Annotated in this window: 19 protein-coding genes; 11 read left to right on the forward strand and 8 right to left on the reverse strand. The window is 40.3% G+C overall.

Features of this window, described 5'->3' with window-relative positions; genetic code table 11:
• Positions 1–7: 7 nt before the first annotated feature.
• Entirely contained in the window at positions 8–730 is a 723-nt protein-coding gene (gene ric, locus B5X70_RS01785) for an iron-sulfur cluster repair di-iron protein (RefSeq protein ID WP_079556133.1), read from the reverse strand.
• 153 nt (positions 731–883) lie between these two features.
• Here ric and B5X70_RS01790 point away from each other — a divergent pair, with 153 nt between their 5' ends.
• Positions 884–1,420 carry an HD domain-containing protein gene (locus tag B5X70_RS01790; protein WP_262481296.1) on the forward strand — a complete coding sequence of 179 codons (537 nt, stop codon included), beginning with the start codon at positions 884–886 and terminating at the stop codon, positions 1,418–1,420.
• A 96-nt stretch (positions 1,421–1,516) separates the two neighbouring features.
• Here the strand turns inward: B5X70_RS01790 and B5X70_RS01795 are convergent, their stop codons facing one another.
• From B5X70_RS01795 to B5X70_RS01805, 3 genes are all read right to left on the reverse strand, one after another.
• A complete protein-coding gene (locus tag B5X70_RS01795; protein ID WP_079556135.1) occupies positions 1,517–3,691 on the reverse strand; it encodes a cation:proton antiporter in 2,175 nt (724 codons plus the stop codon).
• 201 nt (positions 3,692–3,892) lie between these two features.
• Positions 3,893–5,443: an Rne/Rng family ribonuclease gene (locus B5X70_RS01800; RefSeq protein ID WP_079556136.1), complete on the reverse strand. Its 1,551-nt coding sequence runs from the start codon at positions 5,441–5,443 to the stop codon at positions 3,893–3,895.
• A gap of 228 nt (positions 5,444–5,671) precedes the next feature.
• Positions 5,672–5,956, reverse strand: coding sequence for an HU family DNA-binding protein (locus B5X70_RS01805; protein ID WP_079556137.1), 285 nt, complete (start codon positions 5,954–5,956; stop codon positions 5,672–5,674).
• A gap of 124 nt (positions 5,957–6,080) precedes the next feature.
• Here B5X70_RS01805 and mutY point away from each other — a divergent pair, with 124 nt between their 5' ends.
• From mutY to B5X70_RS01835, 6 genes are all read left to right on the forward strand, one after another.
• Positions 6,081–7,139 (forward strand): A/G-specific adenine glycosylase, encoded by a 1,059-nt coding sequence (gene mutY / locus B5X70_RS01810; protein WP_079556138.1) that lies wholly within the window; start codon positions 6,081–6,083, stop codon positions 7,137–7,139.
• A 135-nt stretch (positions 7,140–7,274) separates the two neighbouring features.
• Entirely contained in the window at positions 7,275–7,763 is a 489-nt protein-coding gene (locus B5X70_RS01815; protein WP_079556139.1) for a single-stranded DNA-binding protein, read from the forward strand.
• Positions 7,764–7,779: 16 nt separating this feature from the next.
• Positions 7,780–9,105, forward strand: a complete 1,326-nt coding sequence (gene gldE / locus B5X70_RS01820; RefSeq protein WP_232468402.1) for a gliding motility-associated protein GldE — start codon at positions 7,780–7,782, stop codon at positions 9,103–9,105.
• A 2-nt stretch (positions 9,106–9,107) separates the two neighbouring features.
• Positions 9,108–9,692 carry a gliding motility lipoprotein GldD gene (gene gldD / locus B5X70_RS01825; protein ID WP_232468401.1) on the forward strand — a complete coding sequence of 195 codons (585 nt, stop codon included), beginning with the start codon at positions 9,108–9,110 and terminating at the stop codon, positions 9,690–9,692.
• A 9-nt stretch (positions 9,693–9,701) separates the two neighbouring features.
• Entirely contained in the window at positions 9,702–10,331 is a 630-nt protein-coding gene (locus B5X70_RS01830; RefSeq protein WP_079556141.1) for a 4'-phosphopantetheinyl transferase family protein, read from the forward strand.
• Between the two features lie 42 nt (positions 10,332–10,373).
• Entirely contained in the window at positions 10,374–11,102 is a 729-nt protein-coding gene (locus B5X70_RS01835) for a phosphoglycerol geranylgeranyltransferase (RefSeq protein WP_079556142.1), read from the forward strand.
• A gap of 176 nt (positions 11,103–11,278) precedes the next feature.
• On the opposite strand, the gene B5X70_RS01840 is transcribed toward B5X70_RS01835, so the two are convergent.
• Together B5X70_RS01840 and B5X70_RS01845 are read right to left on the reverse strand one after the other, a co-directional pair.
• The gene (locus tag B5X70_RS01840) at positions 11,279–12,847 is read right to left on the reverse strand and encodes an alkaline phosphatase family protein (RefSeq protein ID WP_079556143.1); all 1,569 of its coding nucleotides are present in this window, start codon (positions 12,845–12,847) and stop codon (positions 11,279–11,281) included.
• Between the two features lie 131 nt (positions 12,848–12,978).
• Positions 12,979–14,175 carry a pyridoxal phosphate-dependent aminotransferase gene (locus B5X70_RS01845; protein ID WP_079556229.1) on the reverse strand — a complete coding sequence of 399 codons (1,197 nt, stop codon included), beginning with the start codon at positions 14,173–14,175 and terminating at the stop codon, positions 12,979–12,981.
• Between the two features lie 176 nt (positions 14,176–14,351).
• On the opposite strand from B5X70_RS01845, the gene B5X70_RS01850 reads away from it, so the two are divergent.
• The gene (locus B5X70_RS01850; RefSeq protein WP_079556144.1) at positions 14,352–16,991 is read left to right on the forward strand and encodes a DUF5686 and carboxypeptidase regulatory-like domain-containing protein; all 2,640 of its coding nucleotides are present in this window, start codon (positions 14,352–14,354) and stop codon (positions 16,989–16,991) included.
• Between the two features lies 1 nt (position 16,992).
• Here the strand turns inward: B5X70_RS01850 and B5X70_RS01855 are convergent, their stop codons facing one another.
• Both B5X70_RS01855 and B5X70_RS01860 read right to left on the reverse strand, forming a co-directional pair.
• Positions 16,993–19,284, reverse strand: a complete 2,292-nt coding sequence (locus B5X70_RS01855) for a tetratricopeptide repeat protein (protein ID WP_079556145.1) — start codon at positions 19,282–19,284, stop codon at positions 16,993–16,995.
• 11 nt (positions 19,285–19,295) lie between these two features.
• A complete protein-coding gene (locus B5X70_RS01860) occupies positions 19,296–19,934 on the reverse strand; it encodes a response regulator (protein ID WP_079556146.1) in 639 nt (212 codons plus the stop codon).
• Between the two features lie 265 nt (positions 19,935–20,199).
• Between B5X70_RS01860 and B5X70_RS01865 the strand changes: the two genes are divergently transcribed.
• The 3 genes from B5X70_RS01865 (at position 20,200) to B5X70_RS01875 (ending at position 25,594) form a co-directional block, all read left to right on the forward strand.
• Complete coding sequence (locus B5X70_RS01865; RefSeq protein ID WP_079556147.1) at positions 20,200–23,034, forward strand: TonB-dependent receptor; 2,835 nt, start codon at positions 20,200–20,202, stop codon at positions 23,032–23,034.
• A 67-nt stretch (positions 23,035–23,101) separates the two neighbouring features.
• Positions 23,102–24,253 carry a hypothetical protein gene (locus tag B5X70_RS01870; RefSeq protein WP_079556148.1) on the forward strand — a complete coding sequence of 384 codons (1,152 nt, stop codon included), beginning with the start codon at positions 23,102–23,104 and terminating at the stop codon, positions 24,251–24,253.
• An 18-nt stretch (positions 24,254–24,271) separates the two neighbouring features.
• The gene (locus B5X70_RS01875; RefSeq protein ID WP_079556149.1) at positions 24,272–25,594 is read left to right on the forward strand and encodes a purple acid phosphatase family protein; all 1,323 of its coding nucleotides are present in this window, start codon (positions 24,272–24,274) and stop codon (positions 25,592–25,594) included.
• Positions 25,595–25,665 lie beyond the last annotated feature (71 nt).

Genomic DNA, 25,665 nt, shown 5'->3' on the forward strand with positions numbered 1-25,665 from the left:
TTTGCCCCTAATTTATTAATTTTTTCTCCAATTCTAATGCTTTTGGAAACAGGATGTTGTTTTCAAGATGTACATGTCGATGCAGGTCTTTTTCGAATGCCTTTAGTTTTTCTAAACCAACACGATACGTGTTGCAACCTTCTGGAGGAAGGGTGTAGTTGTTAGTCAGTTTTGAAATGGTACGAAATCTTTCACCCTCTCCGTCATGTTCGTCATGCATGTTCTCAATGACATCTTCAATGGATTTGAAATTTTTCTTTTCAGGAAGTATACCTGTATCCAACGCTACTGCCAGTTCTTTCACGTATGGGAATAAGATCTCTTCTTCATCTTTTAAATGCTGCTTAAATGCTGTAATCGCCTCCCCAAATAGGTGCTCAATCTCTATTAATTCGTGGTGATTTGCACCATGCACATCTGCGAGTTTTGCAAGATAGGGAGGGATTGTTTCCAGATTTTCGCGCACAAATGTGTGGTGATGCTCAATGATGTGGTCGATTAGTTCAGCCGGGTTCAGTCTGTTTATGAGATCTGATTCCACATCGCGGCTGATCATGGCAGTTTCAAGTTCGCTCACCAGTTTGTTAGTATTTATATTGTTTTTTTTGGCAGCCTCTTCTATTGAGATGTTGCCTCCGCAGCAAAAGTCTATACCGTTTTTCAGAAAAACATCCGCTGTTTTGTAGTTTTTTGCTACCAATTTACCAATTGTTTGATTTAAAATTGTCATAACTATTCTGTTTTAATTGAGGATAAAAAAGTCTTTAATATTGCAAATGTATATATTAGATATAAGATTACAGTATAAAAAGACAAAAAAGTCTTTAAATAAATTCAAAGCATTACAAACTTTACCCATTGCTTTTTCGTATTATTGTGAATGATGGTAGAACAGATTATCGACAAATATTATCCTAGGGACAAAAAGGCAAGAAATATCCTTAAAACCCATAGCTTGATGGTTATGGAAAAGGCGCTACAGATAGCCTCTGAGCACCCTGAGCTGGAAGCTGATGAGATATTACTACGAGAGGGGTGTATGCTTCACGATATCGGCATAGTAGAAACCTATGCTCCGGAAATACATTGTTTTGGTGAACACCCTTATATTCTTCATGGAATCATTGGAGGTAATATGCTAAGAGAGCATGGATTACATCATTTAGCAGCAATTTGCGAACGTCACACCGGAGCAGGTTTGTCAGCAGATGAAATCATAACGCAAAAGCTACCTCTTCCTCATGTTGATATGCTTCCGGAAACTATAGAGGAAAAAATCATCTGTTTTGCCGATAAATTTTATTCAAAAGGAAAAGATTTAACAAAAGAGAAATCTCTTCATAAAGTCCGAAAAGGGATGAGCCGTCATGGCGAAACCCAGCTAAAGAGGTTTAATGAGATGTGTGAGATGTTTTTATAAAAAGCGCACCACATCAAAAGATGATTGAATTCCGATTTCTCCAGGACTAATACCGGTTCCATTGGAGCAATACAGCGTAAATGTTTTCAAATTAATTCAATTTCTCCTCAGCATTCTCGAAATATTATCAATCAGGTTGTCAATGCGTTCAATGTTTTCGCTCAGGAAGTCAAGCTTTTCGGGGTTCCCAAAGTCATTCAGCACCGCTTCTTTAAATCCGTGTTGGCGCGGATATACCAGTATGAAGTTGTTTTTCTTCAGGTATTTCTTCAGGTATTTCGGAATTCTTGCCATGATACCCTGATAGGAGACTGCATTTTTTCGACTCATGACCACCACTACTCCATCATCTTCGCCTGCTTCGGCAAGAATTACCAGAATATCGTCGTAATCGTCGAACTCTTTAAACTCAGCAGGTACAGGATGTTTTTTATGCAGCTTGGCAATGACTTTAAGGGTTGATTCCTGCCCGTAAAATAGGAGTTTGCCCCCGGTATTATCTGCGAGCTTCCAGATTCTCATAATCCAGAAAGCAAATCCCGGTTCTTTTTCGGCGTCGGGCGGGACAATTACCAGATGTCTTTTTACAGTTGACAGTGGTTGAATAATCCGATATATAAATATGGTTGCATGGCTTTGTGAAAGCAATCCTTCAGTAATGCTGCCCAGAATCGATCCGGCAATTTTACTTTTGTGGTGCAGACCCATAAATATGTCAGTGATCTTTTGTTCTTTAACAACATTGGTGATGCCGTTTACAACATTAAGATCATATCTGAGTAGTTCCTGCATGTGTTTATCGGTTGCAGCAGCAACCGTTGCCGCACGTTGTAATGTATTTCTGGCTTCACGTTCTTTCACAGGGTCAAAACTTTCCTGAGAAACAACATTTAACCCATACAAGTCACTGTTGGATTTGCTTTTAAGTGTAATGGCCAGATTTACCAATTCTTCAATGGTGTCGGGATGACTTATGGTTACGAGTAATTTCTCATTATCAGGCTTGGCTTTTTGATTCTTTTCTTCTTCAGTATCACCCACTTGTCGTGCGATATTCTGAGCTCCTTTTTGCGCAACAAAGGACGCGATGGTACACGTAACCAGGATCATCAGGATGGTCCCGTTCAAAATGTTTTCGTTTAAAAGGCGTATTGGTTCACCGGCATCGGTTTCCCCCAGGATTACATTGTATCCTACCAGAACGGCAGCAAGCGTAGCTGCTGCCTGCGCATTGCTGAGACCAAAAATAACTCGGCGTTCATCTTTGGTAAAGTTGAAAGTTTTTTGTGTCAGGTAAGCTGCAATGTATTTTGAAGTGGTAGCGGCAACAGTCATTACAATGGCAACCAATATGGCCTCAAAATTTGAAATCAGCACACGAAAATCGATCAACATTCCAACTCCAATAAGAAAAAACGGTATAAAAAGAGCGTTTCCCACAAACTCAATACGGTTCATAAGTGGAGAAGTGTTTGGCACCAGCCGGTTAAGAGCCAGTCCTGCCAGGAATGCACCGATAATGGCTTCCACTCCGGCTAATTCAGCCAGATACGCCGAAACAAATACAACTCCGAGTACAAAAATGTATTGAGATACTTTGTCTCCATAGCGTTTAAAAAACCATCTTCCTAAAAGAGGAACCAAAAAGGCTACCACTGCAATAAAAATTGCCATGGAAATAGAGAGAGTCAGCCAAAAACCAGGATCAATTTCGCCTCTGGTCATACCCACTATAACAGCCAAGACAAGAAGAGCGAGCGTGTCTGTAATCATGGTACCTCCGAGCGTAATGCCAACTACTCTGTTACGGCTTATGCCATACTGGCTTATTACAGGATATGCAACCAATGTGTGCGAAGCAAACATACTGGCCAGGAGGATGGATGTTGTCAGGTTAAATCCTAACAAATAGACTCCTGAAAGTATTCCCAATATCATGGGGATGATAAAAGTGTATAGGCCAAATATGATACTTTTTCGACTGTTTTTCCGAAAATCTGCCATGTCAATCTCCATCCCGGCCAAAAACATGATGTAAAGCAGCCCTACAGTGCCAAAAAGTTCCACACTGCTATCGCGCATCAGTAAATTAATGCCATTGGGACCAACAACGGCTCCGGCAATAATCAGCCCTATTAAATGGGGAACCTTCAGTAGGTTTAAAACCAATGGAGCAAACAAGATGATGAACAGGATGACTGAAAAAATCAACACGGGATTTTCAAGTGGGAAGGTTAATCCGTTTGAATGGAGAATGGAGAGTAACCTCATAGTCGATTTTTACGATTGTTTTGCCTTTGTTAAACTGTCTTGTTGCACTAGTTGTTCATTTCAAATATAGATTATTCTGGTTTATATTTTAGGGAAGAATTTGTTAAATAATATTATAATACTAATTGCTCCTTTTTTGGAACGATGTGATGAAGCAATATGAGGTGTTTAGTTGAGATTGATACAAAAAAAAAGCCGGTCTCATTTGAGACCGGCTTTTTGGTTTTTATGATCAGTGATCTTGAACTCTAAAAATGCCATAGAATCAGAAGGTAGCACCTTTAATCCAAATCCATATTTTAATCTCCACTTCAATACTTTTGAAGGAAAACCTCTTTTTAAATAGGCATACAGATATGGGTGTACCCACAGGGTCAATTTCTTTAAATTTTGCTGTTGCACAGCTAGCCGGACACTTTGCTCTATTTTGTCATCAAACAGCACCGAGGGGCCAATGGTTCCTGTACCCAAACATGAGGGGCATTTCTCTTCGGTTTCAATTAGCATTTCTGGTCTGACGCGTTGGCGGGTGATTTGCATCAGTCCAAATTTGCTGAGAGGTAGTATGTTATGCTTGGTTCTGTCAGAAGCCATGGCTTCTTTCATCTTTTCAAACACCTTTTGACGGTGTTCGTTATCCTGCATATCAATAAAATCCACCACGATGATTCCGCCCATGTCCCGGAGTCTGAGTTGACGTGCTATTTCTTCGGCAGCGGCCAGGTTTACATCCAGAGCATTGCTCTCCTGGTTGGATGCCGATTTGGAACGATTTCCGCTGTTAACGTCAATGACGTGAAGCGCTTCTGTATGTTCAATAATCAGATATGCACCGCTTCTAAATGATACGGTTTTCCCAAAGGACGCTTTTATCTGTTTTTCAATTCCATATTGGTCAAAAATTGGAACATTGCCATTGTGGAATTTAACAATCTTTTCACGTCCGGGAGCAATTAATTCTATATAGTCGCGGATTTCGCGAAAAACATCTTGATTATTAACATATATGGAATGAAATGTCGGGTTAAACAAGTCCCTTAAAAAAGCTGTAGTTCTTCCAATCTCTCCAACAACCAATCCTGGTGCTTTGGTTTCCTTCAGTTTGAGAGCGGACTCTTCCCAACGTTTCACCAAGGTACGCAACTCCTTGTCAAGTTCAGCAACGCGCTTATCTTCAGCGACGGTACGAACTATCACGCCATAATTCTTTGGTTTGATGCTCAAAAGTAATCGCTTTAAACGATTGCGCTCTTCCGGGCGCTGAATTTTTTGGCTTACCGAAACCCTGTCGGAGAATGGTATTAAAATCAGGTTACGGCCTGCGATGGATATTTCGGAGGTCAGTCGGGGTCCTTTTGTCGAAATTGGCTCTTTGGCAACCTGAACTAAAACCTCTTGTCCCGGGTTTAATACTTCTGAAATCGTTCCGTTTTTATTTATGTCCTCATCCGGCTTTAGCTTGTGCAATGCAGCGGCTCCTTTTTTAGTCTTTAGCTGGCTTACATATTTTTGAAGGGTTCGAAATTGTGGTCCAAGATCAAGATAGTGTAAAAAGGCATCTTTTTCGTACCCTACATCAACAAATGCTGCATTTAATCCTGGCATGATTTTCTTAACTTTCCCAAGATAAATGTCGCCAACGGCAAACTGAACATTGCTTTGCTCTTTTCTTAGTTCCGCCAATTTGCGGTCCTCAAGCAGAGCAATAGTTAGTTCTTTAGGAGCTACATCAACGTATAGTTCTGCACTCACTATAAAATAAATTAATTAATAAAATTTCAAAGAACGTTAATTCTTAAACGAAAAGAACAAACAGACATTGTCCTGTTTGTTCTTTAAAGTTCTTCTCAGAACAGACTATTTCTTCTTCTTATGTCTGTTTTTTCTTAGTCTTTTTTTCCTCTTATGAGTGGCCATCTTATGCCTTTTTCTCTTTTTACCACTTGGCATCGCAATAGGTTTTAAATTAAAATTCTTCCTTTACTTCACGTTATTCTTCACCTTGGTAACAAAGCTCTTAGAGGGCTTGAAAGAAGGGATGAAGTGTTCAGGGATAATAATGGTTGTGTTTTTAGAAATGTTACGGGCAGTTTTCTCTGCTCTTTTCTTGATGATGAAACTTCCGAAACCTCTCAGATAAACATTTTTACCCTTCACCAGGTTGCCTTTTACGGTTTCCATGAAGGCTTCAACAGTCTTCTGTACTGTAACCTTCTCAATTCCAGTGTTTTTCGAAACTTCGTTTACAATATCAGCCTTTGTCATTGCTTTTAAAATTATTTAATTATCAGTAAATTAGACACTAGTTTTAATTTTTCAGATTGCAAATATAAATCCTTTTGGTTTTAAAAAAAAACTAAAAGCGGTATTTTTGGATAAAATTTTAAAAATGACCGATTTCGAACGCTCTTTAATTGGATGGTATCATATTAGTAAACGTGATTTGCCGTGGAGAAAAACCAGTAACCCATATCATGTATGGGTTTCAGAAATCATCCTGCAACAGACTCAGATATCACAAGGTACAAATTATTATTTAAACTTTCTAAGTAAATTTCCGGATATTCAACGTCTCGCCAATGCACCAATCGATGAAGTCTTAAAGGTATGGCAGGGATTGGGTTACTATTCTCGTGCACGTAATTTTCATGAGGCTGCAAAAACTGTTGTGGATCAATATGATGGAATCATTCCATCATCAAAATCCGAGTTGCAGAAACTTAAGGGCATAGGTCCATATACGGCTGCAGCAATCGCGTCGATTGCTTTTGGTGAAAAGTGTGTTGTAGTAGATGGCAATGTTGTACGGTTGTTGTCGCGCTATTTTGCTATGGATGTTCCTGTTGATACCGGAAAAGGGCGTAAGGTTATTGAAAAACTGGCAACTAATTTACTTGATGAGGCAAAACCGGGAGATTTCAATGAGGCCATGATGGATCTGGGTGCTATGGTTTGTAAACCATCAAACCCAGAGTGTAATTCGTGTCCATTAAATTCAGAATGTAAGGCATTTCATTTGGGGCAACAAGATGGTTTTCCGGTTAAACTTTCAAAATTGACACGAAAATCGCGTTACTTCAACTATCTGATTGTTACAGATGGATGTTCAATGCGATTAAAAAAAAGAGGCAAAGGTGATATATGGGAGGGTTTGTATGATTTTCCGTTGATTGAAACCAACTCGCTTATGTCAACCAAAGACGTTAAGAATAAAATAGCAGAATCTTGGATTGGGGCAGAATACAAAGTAAATATTGTGGGAGATGCTGTTCATATTTTGACACACAGAAATATTCACGCCCGATTTTTTTTGCTTAAGGCAAAAAATGCAAAGGATTTTCCTGAACTTTTCAATGGTAACAAATCAATTAATGTCGCTTTAAACGAGTTAAACAGTTACCCGGTGCCTAAACTCATCGAAAACAAAATTAATGATCTTTTATTTTAGGTTGTTAACCCTTAAACGATTAATCATCCGACGTTTTCTTATTTATACGAATATGTAGAATTTGTTTTGGCAAAGTAAGTTTTGTATTTTAGCTTTGTTAAACTTAATCCATTAACCTTATTATTATATTTGTATATGGTAAATAAAGTAATATTAGTTGGAAATGTCGGGAAAGATCCCGAAGTCCGTTATTTCGATAATGATCAGGCAGTTGCTAATTTTCCGTTGGCTACCACTGAACGTGGATTTAAAACCCGCGATGGGCAGGAAGTCCCCGATCGCACCGAATGGCACAACATTGTTGCATGGCGCGGATTGGCCAAAATTGCCGAATCTTATATCAAAAAGGGGACTCAGCTTTATGTTGAAGGCCGCATTCGAACACGTTCCTATGATGATGCCAATGGTGTGAGAAAGTATATGACCGAGATTTATGCAGATACCATTAATTTATTAGGGCGTCGCAGTTCAGGTGATAATGATCAGGCAGGCAGCGCTGATCAACCTATGCAGCATACCTCCTCAAACCAACAGTCTGCGGCACAAAACAATTTAAGTAACAGCTCAGATCAGGGCTCCTTTAATGCCGGTGAATCCGGGCCTGAGGACGATTTACCATTTTAAATATTAATAGGTAGTATTGGAAGCAGATTCGCTCATTCAGATTCAATCAGCACTGATGTTTTTGCAGTTTCAGGCATTTACACCGGGACTATTGCTGTCTATCATCATTATTCTGTTGTTACTGTTAAGTTCGGCTCTCATTTCCGGATCTGAGGTTGCTTATTTTTCTCTAAAACCAACCGATCTGTCCGAAATGAGAGAGGGGGAAAGCAGAGCTGGCAAGCGTGCAGTTAAGCATTTGGAGAACCCTGAACTGTTGTTGGCCACCATACTCATCAGTAATAATTTTGTCAATGTAAGCATCGTCATTCTGACTGCTTACATTGTTGGTGAGTTGGTTGTTTTCACCACGCCAGGGGCATGGCAGTTTATTATTGAGGTGGTGTTTATCACTGGAATGATTCTCCTTTTTGGCGAAATATTGCCTAAACTCTATGCAGGGCTCTATTCGCGAAAATTTTCTGCTTTCATGGCATATCCGTTATTGGTTCTGTCGCGTTTTTTTAAGCCGGTAAGCATACTAATGGTCAAGTCAACCAATGTGGTAAACAGGCGATTGGCAAAAAAGATAAAAGGTATTTCTCTGGACGATATATCTCATGCACTGGAACTGACCGATGATAATATTACTGAGGGGAAGGATATTCTTAAAGGAATAGTCTCGTTCGGGAATATAAATGTGGAGGAGATTATGACGGCCAGGGTTGATGTTGTGGATCTGGATTTGAAGAGTGAGTTCTCAAAAGTGATTTCTGTAATTGTTGAGTCGGGATACTCACGTATCCCGGTTTACGATGACGGACCGGACGATGTCAAAGGAATTTTGTACGTTAAGGATTTACTGCCCCATCTTGGCAAAGACAATTCATTCAAATGGCAGGGCTTGATTCGCCAGGCCTACTATGTTCCCGATACCAAGCGGATCAACGATCTGCTTCAGGAATTTAAAACCCATAAAATACATATGGCCATCGTTGTTGATGAGTATGGTGGTACTTCGGGGATTGTTACGCTGGAAGATATTCTGGAAGAAATTGTTGGCGAAATCAGTGATGAGATGGATGAAGACGAGATAAATTTCACCATCATGCAGGACGGGTCCTATGTCTTTGAAGGGAAAACTTTGCTGAAAGATTTCTTTAAGGCCACAGGACTGGTCGAAGATGCTTTTCGTGACGTGTCAGGAGAAGCTGAAACCCTGGCAGGATTGTTGCTCGAAATTAAGGGTGAAATCCCGTTAAAGCATGAAGTAGTTGAGTATCCGCCCTATAAATTTACAATTATGGCGGCCGACAACCGTCGGATAAAGAAAATCAGATATTTACCAGAAAATAAAGGATGAAGATGATGCAGTTGGTAAAGCGTTTTGTTTTGGTTGCAGGTGCGATTGCGCTTTTCGTGGCAGGGTGTTCACAAGGAGGAACTCCAAAACCACGGGGCTTTTTCCGGATTGATTTACCGGAAAAGGAGTATGTTTTTCTTGATACCACCATGCCATATGGATTCGAGTATCCTGTGTATGGAAGAATAGAAACCGATGTTTCAAGAAGCGCAGAGCCTCACTGGATTAACCTATATTTCCCCCAGTTTAAGGCACGGGTACACATCAGCTATAAAGAGGTTGATGATAATTTGTATGACCTGCTGGAGGATAACATTCGTTTTGCTTATAACCATGTTGTAAAAGCAGATGCCATTGAAGAGATGCTCTTTTTCGACGAAGAAAAGAATGTGTATGGAATGCTGTTTGAAATTAAAGGCGACGCTGCCTCACCGGTTCAGTTTCTTGTGACCGACAGTGCCAGGCATTTTCTAAGAGGTTCGCTTTACTTTCAGGTTCGGCCAAACAGAGACTCCCTCAACCCGGTTATTGATTTCATTACAGATGATGTGATTCATCTGATGGAAACCATTAAATGGAATGATTGATATTGTATTATGCCGGTTGTATTTGAAACGAATAAAGAAAACAGATCTTTCCTCTCAGTCTGGAAAATTAAAGAAACAGAAAAGCAACTCGCCGAGTTGCTTTCTTTTACCGATTTGATGCGAAATCAGTTAAAACTGATTTCCAATCCTGAAAAACGTTTGGAATGGCTGGCTTCACGATTGTTGATTCAGAGACTGACCGGTTTGCCTCCATGCGTTAGTCATACCTCTTCGGGAAAACCAAATCTTAACAAATCAGATCTTAACGTCACCATTTCACATACCAAGGGGTTTGCTACAGTGCTGGTGTCCACTCAAATATGTGGTGTTGACATGGAGTATCCCTCTCCCAGGATATCAAAATTAAGTGAGCGATTTGTAAATCCTACAGAAGAGAAATTCATATCCGGAAGAGATGAACCCACTTACCATGCCGTAATTTGGTGCGCCAAGGAGACTTTATATAAGACAGCAGGAATTCAGGGCATCATTTTTAAAGATCAAATGTTAATTGATCCCTTTTTGCCGGAAAAATCAGGAACGCTCTCCGGGAGAATCCTTTTTGAGGATTCTCCTTGTCAGGTATATGATCTTTCTTACAAAATCACCGATGAATATTATCTTGTATGGCATTGGTAATTAGGTTACATTTGTATTTGTTGAATAAGATTTGAAGACACCATGATATTTGACTTTATTACCGACAGATTTCGCAGAAAGCAAAAAATATTGGCATTTTTGGTAGATCCCGATAAGTGTCATGGTGAAAAACTGGAGCAATTTGTTGCTTCAATGAAGCAACAATCGCCGCAATTGCTTCTGGTTGGAGGCAGTCTGATCTCAAATCCAATTGAACCACTTGTTGATTATCTGAAAACCGAGTTGGATATGCCTGTGGTTTTGTACCCCGGTAGTCCTACCCATCTCACATTCAATGTAGATGCCGTACTTTTTCTTTCCATGATATCAGGACGAAATGCTGAACTGTTAATTGGCAATCAAGTTGTTTCAGCGCCATTTATTCATAGGCACAAGATAGAGCCTATCTCCACCGGTTATATGTTAATTGATGGTGGAAACTATACATCGGTGGAATACATGAGCCAGACGCGACCCATACCTGCTGAGAAAAATGACATCGCCATTGCCACGGCCATGGCGGGTGAAATGCTCGGTATGAAGTTGATTTACATGGATGCAGGTAGCGGAGCAAAACGGCCTGTATCTCCTTCAATGATTTCCGATGTAAAACGGCATTTGAATATTCCGTTGATGGTAGGTGGTGGAATTGTCACACCGGCAATTATGAAATCCGCAACCGATGCCGGCGCCGATCTTATCGTAGTCGGTAATGCTCTGGAAAAAGATCCTGAACTCGTAAAAGCTTTCCTGGATGCAATAGATTGTTAGACTATCAGATATTAGAGGTTAGTAAGTTTTATACTGTTAGTTGATGGATTAGGGCGACTATGGAGTTCTATCTGTTTGATAGTTAAGCAATAAATAATATTCTCGAGAAGTTGTGAATATAAACGTCAGGTAAAACACAAGGTCGTTGACTATTATTACCTTCTAAGTTGATTACTCTACTTAAACAAATTAACCTGCTCCATATAAATCAATTCCGGGTGATTGATCCCATACAACTGAAGTAGGATGGGCGTTAATTTGTTGATGTTGAATGGTGTTATCCAAGCTCCGTCACGAATACCTGTTCCGGAAACAAATAGCGGTACAAAATTATTCCCGCTTTTGCCTGTTTGTCGGGTACCCAGGCTTGTTGCAGGCGTGCTCCATCCGGGCAATAGCTCTATGTAGATATCAGGTAGTCGGCGAGAAAACAGATTGTCGGATAAAACAGGTTGCTTTTCGCTGTTGAATATTTTGTTCCAGACTGAAATGGCATGTTTTATTCCGCTGAACTCCACCAGGAATCTGCACGTTTTTTCTTGTATAACTTCCAACTCGAGTTGGTTCTCCTCAATTAATTGGTGATTCAGATAGAGAAAGTTGTCATGGATGCCTGTTACCCATTGGCCTTGTCCGTATTGCGCCATCAAGTAAAGGTTTAATAACGACACAACTCTTCTGAACTCAACTGTTCCTGTTGTAATTCCAGCTTTTCCTGTGGTGGTTTGATCCGGCATGCTGTTTGCTCCTGCAGTTAGCACCAGCAGATAGTTGTCCCGTCCAAATTCAAAATCCAGGAATGTAAGCAGCGAGGCGATGTCCTGATCCAACCTTAACAGCATGTCTTCTTTTTCAGCAGGAAGTATGGTTCCGTTGGTTTTTGTGAAAGGACGCGTAGTGAATTGTATGGTCAGGAGATTGGGAACGCTTGATTTTCCGAATCCGGTGTTGGCTAGAAAAGATACGGTGAAATCCCGAATAAGCGTGTTGATGTATGGCGATCCGGCAATGCGTGAGAATGGTGCTTCGGTTCCGGTTCGCATGTTATATAAAAAGCTTCGAAAATCCTTTCTCTTTTCATCAGGTAAATAGCGAAATTCAACATAGCTGGTGATGTCTTTCACCGGTCCCCATTGTCTGTTCAAAAGGTTGGTGTTGTTGATGCTCTGGTTAAAACTGTTCATCCAGTCATCCTTTTTCCCCGGATTTGATGCATCATAAAAAAATCCGCGATTTTGGTCGTAGGTGAAAATGTGATCGGGACTGTATCCGTTGGCATGAATCAGCCAGGGAGCATTAACAGAGATGGTGGCATTTTTAGCCTCTGAACCGTAAACTGATTTAAGATAATCGGCAATTGTTTTAGACTGATTGTACGATAAAACTGTTGGTATTTGAGCAGAATCGTAGGATGCCGGCTGAATGAACTGGTTGTTTCTTCGATTTACCCAGGTTTCTCCAATTAGTCCATGGGTTGATGGCGAAGTGCCCGAGTAAAGGGACGCAATACGTGTTCCCGGATATCCGGAAATGTCTGAAGTATATGCATTCATAAATCGCATACCCGTGCGGGATATGCGATTTATTCCCTGTGAGGAGAATTCTCTTTGAAGCAAGAGAATTTGCTCATTATCTAATTCGTCTATAACCAAAAAAATAATTAACCCGGGAGCCTCTGTTTTTTCAGCTTTCAATGAAAAAAAAGGAAGTATTACCAGCAAAAACCACCACAACAATCTCATCATAATCCAATTATCAATCAAATTTCATTTTGCTTCCGGTGTTGTTTAATTGAAGATAGGTCAAAGCTTTTTTGCCATTACCGCTCATTTCATAAACATTCCGTTTCATCAGCTATAACGATGTAAATATGGATTTATTTTCTTCCGGGATATGCCTCAAGCGCTTTTTCAAGAGTTTCTATAGCGTTTTTAAGGTTCTCGATGTTCAGCACGTATGCAATTCGCACTTCATCAATTCCTTTACCGGGAGTGGTGTAAAAGCCTGAGGCCGGTGCCATCATCACGGTTTGGTTTTTGTACGAGAAATCACTTAAAATCCATTGGCAAAACTTGTCGGCATTGTCCACGGGTAGTCTTGCAACGGTGTAAAAGGCTCCTTTGGGAACCGGTGTATATACACCGGGTATTTTGTTGAGTCCTTCAACAAGAAAATCACGTCGTTTGATATACTCTTTGTGTACTTCTTTAAAGTAAGATGCCGGCGTATCCAATGAGGCCTCAGCTGCAATTTGACCCAGAGAAGGGGGGCTAAGTCTGGCCTGAGCAAATTTTAGCGCCGTATCAATGATGTCACGGTTTTTGGACACCATCATTCCTATTCTAAGCCCACATTCACTGTATTTTTTTGATACAGAGTCAATCATCACCGTATTTTGCTCAATGCCTTCCAAATGCATAACCGACATATGGGGCTTGTCGGTGTAGCAAAAATCACGGTACACCTCGTCGGAGAACAGGTACAGTTTGTGTTTTTTCACAACATCCCGCAATTGTTCCAGTTCCTCCCGCGAGTATAAGTAACCGGTTGGATTGTTGGGGTTACAAATGAATATAGCTTTCGTCCGCGGGGTAATCATCTTTTCAATTTCTCCAATGGCTGGAAGGGCAAATCCGTCATCAATGGATGATGCCACAGGCACTACCTTTATGCTGGCAGCCGTTGCAAATCCATAATAATTGGCGTAGAAAGGTTCGGGAACGATGACTTCATCACCGGGATCCATGCAACTCAAAAAAGTGAGTGAGATGGCTTCTGATCCTCCGGTTGTCACAAGTATCTGGTTCTTATCGATGTTGATTCCAAGATTTTTGTAGTATTCAACCAGCTTCCTGCGATAGGATTCAATGCCGGCAGAGTGGCTGTATTCAATCGTTTTTATCTTTAGTTTATTCATGGCTTCAATGGCCACTTCAGGGGTTTTGATATCGGGCTGACCAATGTTTAAATGATAAACAGTAATGCCTCTGGATTTGGCATCTTCTGAAAAAGGAACCAGTCTCCGGATTGGAGATGCAGGCATCTCTAATCCTCGTTTCGAAATGTTTGGCATGGATGTGTGTTTAATTTTTCTGTTTTTGTCTGTTCTGTTCCCCGTTTTGCAAAAATAAAGAAAAAAGGTGGCTTCGACAAGCTCAGCCACCTTCGTAAAATTATAGTTAAATTTTTAGGCACTGTTTTTGTTAAATAGATCGCATTAGACATATAACCTTTTCAAAAACTCAAAATATGTGCAATTTCTATTGGTTAAAACGTCTGCTTTTTCTTCTGGTTTTAACATTATCGTACCATTTTTCCTATGGCTCAGGCCTCAAAGGGCGTGTTGTTGATCTTGATGGAAATGCCGTTCCCGGTACTTCTGTTTTTGTTAAAGAGACTCACATGGGTGTGACCTCTAACAATGATGGCTATTACGAACTTCGTCTGGACATCGGTTCTTACACTGTGATTTTTCAGGCCATGGGATTTGCAAAGCAGGAATTTAAGATTAATGTTCGGGAAGATCGATGGCTTGAACTGGACATTGAATTTTATCCGGTTCAGTTTCAGCTGCAGGAAGTGCGTATTTATTCCGGGGGCGAAGACCCCGCCTATGCCATGATGCGGCGTGCCATTGGGTTGGCGCCATATTACCTCCGACTAGCTGAACGATATGAGGCCGAAGTGTATCTGCGTGGTTCACTGGAGATGAAAAAAATCCCCCGATTGTTGCGAAACAGGTTAAGTGTTAATGATATTCAGGTGCAACCGGAGGATACATATACTCAGGAATCAATGAATCTTATAAAATTTGCTGCTCCGGATACCGTTCACCATACGGTAATCCATTCGCAAAGTACATTTCCCATTGCAGAGGAGACTACCCCAATTGGCTACATCGGGTCAAGTTTTTACGATCCAAATAACGAAATGTTCGTTTCGCCACTGTCGCCACAAGCCATGCGACATTACAGATTCAGGTATGAGGGGTACATATCGGAGGGTGGTCACATCATCAATCGAATCCGGGTAATTCCGCGACGAAAAAGCCAGCAATTGGTTGAGGGAGACATATATCTTGTAGAGGGGCTATGGAATATTCACTCACTGGATTTTACACTTGAAGCCTTTTATGGGGAAGTTCGTATGCGTCAGGTTTATTCGCCGGTTCAGCATGGCATTTGGCTACCTATCAGCCATCATTTTGATTTGGATGTGAGCATCATGGGCCTTCAGGCCGCGGTGAATTACATTGGATCTGTGAAATATCTAAAAGTCGAACCAAATAATCTGTTGGCAGTTCCCGAAATACTGGCCTCTCAAATGAACGCCTCAAATACAGTTGATGTTGGTTTGCTTGATGAGGAGAAGCCTAAAGAAGTTGAGCCTACTCGCAATCAGCAGCGCATAGAGACCTTGATGGCAAAAGAAGAGTTGAGTAACAGAGATATGATGCGACTGGCTTCCATGGTCGAACGTGAAAGTCGCAGCCGCGAGCAGGTGGAATCTCTGGAAATTGAACGTACTTATCATGTACATGTTAAACAGGATTCCTTAAAACAGGATTCTATTGACTGGAACCGCTTAAGACCTGTGCCGCTAACCCGCCATGAAGCCCGTTCATTTGCTGTACGCGACAGCCTCAAGGCTGTCGCAGATACAACTCGCACAGATACTACAAAGAGTGTTTCCGGATTTACCAGAGCCCGAAAATTTGTAATGTGGGGCGGAAACGTACCCCGTGAGGGTGATTTTCAGGTGCATTACGGCGGGTTGACAAACCTTAGAGGCATTGGATTTAATGCCGTAGATGGTTGGCGGTACCGGCAATCAGTTGATTTTCGTTGGCAACAGGATTCTCTGCATCGCATGGTAATCAATACAAATATTGGATATGCCTTTAACCGAAAAGCACTTTTTGGAGAGATGGGCATCCGTCAGAACTACCAGCCATTAAGGCGTGGATTGTTAACCATCGAAGCCGGGTCGGGTGCATATGATTACAAACGTACACGAGGAGTGGCTCCATTGTTAAACATGGCTTCTTCTCTATTGTTTAAAGAAAATTATTCAAGGTTTTATGAGAATGATTTCGTTTCTCTTCGAAACAAAATAGATATTGCCAATGGATTGCGTCTGACCACCGGCTTAGCATGGCATCAATACAACCCGCTTGAAAATAGCACCAATTATTCCTTTTTCTATCAGGATAGAGACTATCATGCCAACGATATTACGAATAGCTCAGTAGCCGGTGAGCATTTTGATTCTCAAAAGGCATTTGTTTCACGATTGGAGCTGGAATATACACCGCGGTATTATTACCGGATCAACAATGGTCGCAAAATCATGTCCCATTCCGACTATCCCACATTCACATTGGGGGTGGAGCATGGTTCTAAAATTTTAGGCAGCCATTCCGATTATCTGTTACTTGAAAGCAGTATCCGAAAAGAAGCTGAGTTTTCATTTATGCCTGTGTTTTCATGGGAAGTTTCAGGAGGAACCTTTTTGAGGAATGAACAGATGCATTTTTCAAGGTTTAAGCATTTTGAGGGGTCAAAAATACCGGCTGTTTTTAGTAATCCAGGCAATTCACTTATGCTGTTGGATGATTACAGTACATCCACCAATGAGTGGTTTGTCAGAGCCAACACAACCTACTCATCGCCTTGGTTACTGCTTAAAAACCTCCCGGTTTTAAGCAGCCGCATGTGGAATGAAAACCTGCATTTCAACTATCTTCACACACCACAAATTTCGCATTACACACAAATTGGTTACAGCATCAGCCGTATATTTATGGCAGGCACCATTGGTGCTTTTGCAGGATTTTCGGAGGGGAAATATCAACATTGGGGAGTTAGGGTAGCTATTGTGGGGTGGTAAATTAGTCCATTGTAATTGGATTGAACTCAGAGACCTTATGGCGCAAAGTGTTTGCGCTGAAAGTTTCTGGTTTTTGAACAGTTTGAAATGCCTCTGCGATTGGCACGGGCAGCGAAAAGCAAATCTTAGTTCCATTTTGATGTTCAGAATCCAAAAACATACCACCACCGCACATTTCAATAAACTCAAAACAGAGTTTTAATCCCAGTCCTGAACCATGTTCATTCATAATCCCCAATGTTGAAATTTCTTTGTTTTGCTTAAATAGCTTCTCCCGAATTGCAGGTTCTATTCCTTTGCCATTATCAGTAACAGAGAATACTATGTTTTCTGAGTTTTTAATAACATCAATTATAATTTGGCCATTTGATGGAGTGAATTTTATTGAATTGCTCACAAGATTGCGGAAAACACAACCAATGAGGTTTGGGTCGGTTTTTATTGCAAGGTCATTCGGAATATTATTCACCAGCATGATACCCTTCTGTTCCAGAATGGAAGAAAAAATTCGGGTATTCTGATTTATGAGCAGATGAATATTTGTTAAATCGTTTTTAGGTGTGATTCTGTTGAGTCTCGACCGTGACCAAAATAGCAGATTATCCATTAGGTGAAATGTTTGACTTGCTGATTCATCCAAAGCCAATAAGCTTTTTTCGGTTGTTTCAGGGGGCAGAACACGATGTTTTATTGAGAGCGATTTTGTGAGGTTTTGGAACCAATATAGAGGATTTCTCAGTTCATGGCTGATGATGCTCATCAGTTTGTCCTTTTCGCGATTGGCTATTTCCAGCTGATGGTTTAGTTCCATTTGCTTTCTATGTGCTTGTCGGTTGTTATAAAACCGCCAATAAATCAATAGCGAAAGAAGGATAAAAAGGATTAAAGCACCAATTATGAAACCAATAAGCATTTTTTTTCTTTTAATGGACATTTCTTTTAATTGGTTATCTGCTTTAAGTATTTGATTGTTCTGTTCCATTTTATCAGCTTCGAACAGAATAAACATTTCTGCCAGTTGTTGTTGATTTTTTTCCAGTAACCACCTTTCTTTTAGCCGGGAGTACTCTTCAAGATGAGACATGGCTTTTTGAAGATCATTAATTTTTAAATAACATTTGTACAATCCTTTGTGTATATGTGGAATGGTTTCGCTGAGTTTGGATTTTTTCGCCTTGTCCAAGCTTATATATAAGCTTTCGATGGCCTTATTAAAATCTCCGTTTTCAAAATATAGTAAGCCCATATTTAATCGCGCATTGGCAATTCCCGCATTATAATTTGAAGATTCGGCCATTGATAAGGCGTTCTGATACATCTCCGTTTTGTTTTGATGACCTGTTCTTGCAAGGTTTGTTAAGGCTTTTACGGTACCTTTTTTATATTCGGCTGCCAAACTTGATTTTAGTGATTTCTCGAAGTAAATAACTGCACTGTCGATATTTCCGGACTTCAACCATGTGCGCCCCAGATTGTTGTAGGATATGGCTTTTTCTGATGGTAGGGCAAGGGTCTCTCTTAATTCAAGAGCCAGATAATGATAGTGTAAGGATAGTTCATGTTGTCCCAATATATTATTTATGGAACCAAGATGATTTAAAGCATGACTTATTGCAATAAGGTTCCCGGTTGTTATGGCATTTTTATAGGCCTCCTGATAATAATACAACGATGTGTTAGTGTCACCATTGTTTAAAAAACACTTTCCTATGCTTAACTTCAGGTAGGTTATTAAAGGAGAAGCCTTGTCTTTATCTGTCTGCTGTAGTGCCTTGATATAAAAGTCCATGGCTCGGTTAAAGTTTCCCGTTGTATGATAATACTTTCCGATGTAATACGTAGCACGGGTGTTTTTATACATTAAATTTTGGTCTGAAGATAATTGTTGTACAGTTGTAAAAATCTCCAGTGCACTATTGTACTCACCTCTGCTGTATAGAATTTTTCCTAAGGCGAGTTTTGAGCGAAGATAAAGTTCTGCGTTATCAAGATCCAATGATTTCTTTTGAGCGATATTAAAATGTATAAGAGCGCTGTCATTTGCCCCCCTTAAGGAAAGAATCTCACCTTTTATAAGTATTGCTTTAATAAATAACTCATCTTCATTTTGGGGATATTCTGTTAAAAAGTGATTAATTCTTCTCAGAGCTTCTGAGGGATCAATATTGATAAGAGAATCTACAATGTTTAAATATGCATCCTTTTCATTGTCGGTACTGTTTTCCTTTGTTGGTTGATGACATGAGCTAAAGCCAATTAGTAAAAATGTTGAGAAGAAAAATAGAACTTTCATGAATACATGTATTAATTTATGATTCCGTGTTGAATGGCATATCTGGTGAGTTCGGCATTGTTTTCCAGATTCATTTTCTTTAGAATGGAAGTTCGATGGTTTGCCACCGTGTTCTTGCTTATTTTTAATTTGGCTGCAATTTCTCCATTTTTTAATCCTGATGATAATAAAAACATAATTTGGAACTCGCGGTCGGAAAGTTGTTCATGCGGAAGTTGATACAAAGATTGCGGCAGGTTGAGAATGTCTTCCAGCAAGTCAGACTGTTCAGGAAGGAAATAGTGCTTTCCTTGTAAAACCTTACGTATTGCATTCAGGATTAAATCCGTATCCGTTTCTTTATTGATGTAGGCCGAAGCTCCTGCTCTGATCATCCGCACGGCATAATGACTGTCATTATTCATTGTGAAAATAATAACCGGTAATTCCGGATTTATTTTTTTTACATCAATCAAAAGATCCAGTCCATCTTTGCCCGGCATTGAAGCGTCCAGAATGAGGAGGTCAAATTTGTCATTAATTATCAGCTTAATCAGTTCTTCTCCATTGGTTGCTTCTGCACAGAGCGATAGGTCATCAGTTTCATTCAGGATTAACTGTAATCCGGTTCTAACAACTGCATGGTCATCTGCAATAATTATTCTTCTCACTTTTTTAGTTACAAAGTAAAGCTAACCCCCTGCATTAATTGTTAAGCCGTGATTAAGATTTAGTTGCTACAGAATTAACCCGTTTCTCTTATGTGCTATGGCTTAGTCGATTTAACTTTTTCTTAATATCATATAGTACTTTTTACTAGTGATTTTCAGGCACTTTTGCCATGAGTTATTCCATTTTCCTGAAGTAAACTTGCACTGTGAAAGAAAGCATAAAACATAAACATAATTTATAAATGAACATCAATTTTACAGTGTTATGAAAACTATTAAACTGAAACTTTTAATTATAATGACTGCGATTGCAGGAGTTATATTTTGTAGTTCTCTGAAAGCAGAAGTAAATCCTACTATTAGTGAAATCTCTTCTGAAATGGATTTTTCCAATGAGGTGAGTGGAAGAGTCTCTGAACTAGGTACAGGTGAGCGTCTTGTTGGAGCAACTGTTGTTGTAAAGGATTTAAATATTGGAACATCAACAGATCTTCATGGGTCATATCGTCTCAGAAATTTACCCGAAGGAAGGCATACTTTGGTGGTTTCATATTTGGGATATGAAACCAGAGAAATCGAGCTTGAAGTGAAAGACGGTGAAGTAATCAATATGAATACGGATCTGGAACAACGCTTCTTAACCATGGGTGAGGTATTGGTAACCAGTGTGATGCGAGGACAGTCCAGAGCTTTTAACCAGCAAAAAGAAGCCGAAAACGTAAGAAATATTGTGTCATCTCAACAGATTGAGCGTTTCCCTGATAATAACATCACAGAGGCGGTGAAACGTATTCCCGGAATCAGTACTGAACCATTGCGTGGTGAAGCTGCTGCAATTATGATTAGGGGATTACCTGCCAGTTTTCATACAGTCACCATTAATAATCAAAGAGTGGCTTCTACCGACGAAACTAATCGGGCAACAAATACCGCAATTATAAATACAGATATGGTTTCTGCCATTGAGGTGAGTAAAACCATTACTCCTGATATGGACGCTGATGCACTGAGTGGTTCGATTAATTTAGTTACCCGCCGACCTGTTGGGGACAACAAAGTGTTTAACGTAACTGCCGGATCGGGATATAATAATATGTCGGGACGTCCGCAATGGATTGGTTCTGCAACCTACGGTCAGAGAGATGGAAATTTGGACTGGGTAGTAAGTGCCAACTATCAAAAAGACAATCGTGCAACCGAAGATATCCGTCACGATTGGGGCGTACAAGATTTTGGAAATGGAAATCAGGATGTGCTTGCAGGGTTGCGTCCTTCATTCTATGAGACTGAACGTCAGCGTATGGGAATGACCGGCCAGGTTGAATACCATTTTTCACCCCGTTCAAGTATCTACTTTATGGGGAATTTCAATAATTATGATGAGTATGAGGTGCGAAATGATGCACGTCATGGTATCAGTAACGGAACCTATGAAACTCCTGACCTCGTAACAGGTGCCAGATATGAAAAGGTAATTCGCGAATATAACCGAATTACCGACTTGTATTCTCTGAATGCAGGAGGAAAACATGACATAGGTATAGCAACCGTGGATTACAATATTGGTTATTCATATGGAAGTTTTGATATTCCGCTCAGAGAGTATTATGCTTTTCGTCATTCAGATAGACCGGATTACCGTGTGGATATTTCTGACAGAGAGTTTGGGATGATAGAATTTGCTAATGATTTTAATCCCAACGACTATGAAAAAATGAATTTCCGATATTATGAACGACGCAATGATGATGTTAAAGATAACGATCTCTTTGCAACATTCAATATGGAAGTTCCTTATGAGTTGGGGCGTTCATCACATTTTAAATTTGGAGGTAAATTTTGGACCAAAACCAAAGAACGAAATATGTCGGAATGGCGTTGGACAGGGTATAACGGGCCGGAGAACCTCACCATGGCAATGTTTGCAGAAGATAAAGACCGCAATATGATTGACAATCGTTATTCTCTGGGAGGTTCCATTGACTGGGAAAGAGGAAAGCAGTTTTTTAATGATAACATTAATGATTTTGTACTTGATGAAGATCGTTTCCGTGAAAATTCTGATCCAAACAACTATAAGGCCAATGAGAGAATATTTGCTGCCTATGCACTTACCGATAATACTTTTGGAAATGTTCATGTAAATGCTGGTGTGCGAATGGAACAGGTCAGCAATACTTATGATGGATTCCGTGTGATTTTTGATGATGGTGGAGATTATTTGGCAACAGAAGCTATAAAAGCTGATGACCAGAATTACGTTAATTTCTTCCCAATGTTAAATGTAAAGTACCAGATTAATCCATTAACCAATTTCCGTTTTGCATATACTAATTCTATTGCAAGGCCGGATTTTGAGTATCTTGTTCCTTACGAACTTGTAAACAGCGACAGTGAAACAGTATCTCAGGGGAACCCCGATCTTGAACCCTCTACAAGTATGAACCTGGATCTGATGTTTGAACACTTTTTAAGCAATGTTGGAATCCTTTCGGCCGGTGTTTTCTATAAAAACATGGGAAACTTTATCTATAATGAATCAACTGTTATTACCGAAGGAAACAACGCAGGTTACAGGCTGAATCGTCCTGAAAATGGCGAAAGTGCATACCTGTACGGAATTGAGCTTGCCTGGCAGCAACAATTAACTTTCCTGCCCGGTGTTTTGAGTGGGCTCGGTGTTTATGCCAACTACAGTCACATCTATTCAGAAGCCAAAATCATTGTACCCGAGGAACGGCGTATTCGTTTGCCCAAACAGGCACCCAATATTTTTAACGTAGCATTGTCTTACGACCGTGGAGGTTTCTCAGGCCAAATATCCTATTCTTATAGAGACACCTGGTTGCATAGTGTGGGAGGATCATCCAGTGCGCCATCTGTGAGTGAGCACAATGTGTACCTGGATCGATTCCTTATGTACAGCGGACAGCTTGATTTGACTTTAAACCAGCAAATAACTCCAAACCTGCGTGTTTTTGCCAACTTCAATAACCTGACAAATCAATCACACCAACACTATTTTAATGATCCCATTTATCCTTACAGAAATTCATTTCATTCATGGTGGAGCAATTTCGGTATAAGATATTCTTTATAAAAACCTGATTATTTTCTTCCCGGCAGTTCATCTGCCGGGTTTTGTAATATTTTAAACTTTAAGAATTATGCGAAGTATTATATTATACTTGACTTTGGTTGGTTTACTCATGTTTTTTTCCTGTTCCGAACAGGAAAACAGAACTTTTTGGTCTCCCTATCAGGACTTGAACTGGAGCAAAATTGGCCATTTCGATTCCGAGTTTCATACCCATCCCGGGTTAGGCGATGAAGAATATGATCCTCACCAAACCATTGATCGTTACAAGGAGGAGGGATACCGGATTCTGGCTTTGGCTGGACACGATTATGATATTCCCAGCGAACATATTCAAACGATATATCCTTGGACAGAACTCTCAACAATATATGAAACCATTAAGGATATTGAAAACCCCACGGAAGATAATAAAACCTATGGTGAAATGGCCAATGAACCATTTCAGAATCGCGACCCGGTAGCATTAAATATGGTTTCAATCCAGGGGTGTGAGGTTTCGGCACCACATCATATCGTCAGTTTGTTTAACCCGCTCTCGGAGGGTGCAGAAACAGAAGATGAAACATTTCAAATTATTCAGGAATTGGGAGGTATTGCTTATTTTGCACATCCCGGAAGATATGTGGAGCGTCTGGGGCTGACTGCTGAATGGTATGTTGATATGTATCGCAAGTATGATATGTTAATAGGCCAGTCTGTTTTTAACAGAGAGGATCGTCATCCTGAGGATCGGCCATTTTATGACAAAATTGTTCATATACTTGGAGCTGACAGACCCGTCTGGCTGTATGGTGAAGATGATATGCACTATGAGAAAACTCTCGGCTGGAACCGGGATGTGATTTTGTTGGAGTCGTTCGAACCGGGCTCAATGCACCCCGACATCCAAAATGGCAGTGCTCCCGATGTGAAAATTGCATTACAAAAAGGATATTCATACCTGTGGAAGCCTTCCCAACAATACAATAAAAGAGCGTTCAATATTGTTGATATTGAATTTGGAGCGACCAGTATTCAGTTATCATTTGATAACGAGAATCAGGTAGATGAAGTCCGATGGCTTACTCATAATCCGGGAACCGAGGAAACAGAAGCCATCCATTTTGGATCTTCGGTCTCAATGTCCGCAGTACCATCTTATGCCCGTTTCGTAAGAGCGGAAATTAAAGGTTCGGCAGGCACTATATACACACAACCTTTTTACGTTTTATCAAATTAGTAGTTAGTATTAGCCATTATGAAGATTATTAAACTGTTATCTATTTACTTTGTGGTGATTGCAGCATTGGTTTCCTGTAGCTTATCGGCACCGAAAGAAACCCCACAACAAAGGCAGTATCCTGAAAGTCTTTTTCCGGATCGAATCATGCAAAACGTAACAGAGGATCCCGCCACGCAGATTGCTGTTTCCTGGCGTACTAAAGCTCATATTGCGACAGGGTATGTTGAGTACGTTAAGGCTTTTTCGGAAACAAACCTTCCTAAAGAAACATCAACACTTCAGGCAAATGTAAAACCTGTTAATTTTGAAAATATCGAAGCGCACTATCATCAGGTTCTTATTGAAAATCTGGAGCCTGCAACTTCTTATATGATAAGGGTTGGCAATGAGGAGTATCGTTCAGAGTGGTTTACTGTTCAAACTGCACCTGAGCAGTTTGAACCTTTCAAATTTCTATGGTTTGGAGATGTGCAGAATGATATACGGGAATTCGCACCTCGTATTTTTCGTCAGGCCACGAAAATGGCTCCTGATGCTAAAATTTTGGTTCATTCGGGTGATTTGGTTTTGAGCAGTGGAGACGACGATACCTGGGGAGAATGGTTCTATGCAGGAGGATGGCTTTTCCAACATATACCTTCGCTTGCAATCGCCGGAAACAGCGATCACTTCAGATTACAGGAAAAACCGGTTGACCAAAGGATGCTGTTTCCTCAATGGCACGGTGTATTCAATTTCCCATCAAATGGAGCCAAAGGTTTGGATAATGTAACTTTTTTCTACGACTATCCCGGGGTTCGTTTCATTGGATTATATACCAATTTTGAATCCACTACAAAGGACGAAAGGGAGATTTACATAAAACAAGATGTTATACTGACTGATGATTTGTTTGCGGAACAAACAAAATGGCTGGAAGAGACTCTTAAAACGAACAATCAGCCTTGGCTGATTGTGGTCATGCACCATCCGGTATTTACTGCCCGGGAAGATAGGGATAATGAATTACTGCAAGAGCATTGGCTCCCGTTATTTGAAAAGTATGGAGTAGATTTGGTACTTCAGGGACATGACCATGTTTATGCACGTGGCATAAATCCGGAGTCTCAGGGAGGAGGTTTATTCCCGGTGTATGTTACCTCTTTTGCCGGAGGAAAGTCCCGTCCGGTGGATTTTTCTAATGGCTGGATAACCTTAGCTCATGAACATCAATCAATGTTTCAGGTGGTTGAAGTTGAGGAGTCAAAAATCAACTTTGAGGCGTTTGATGCACTTGGAAATTTGATGGATGCCTTCGTGATTGAAAAATCGGATATCGGAAAAATATTGATTGATTAGTCCATAGGTTAAGAGTATTTGTTATCCGTTCAATCTCTTCCCTTGGAAAGAGATTGAACGGATTCTTTCTT

It is taken from the genome of Alkalitalea saponilacus (assembly GCF_900168165.1).
GTDB classification, from domain to species: Bacteria; Bacteroidota; Bacteroidia; order Bacteroidales; family Marinilabiliaceae; genus Natronoflexus; species Natronoflexus saponilacus.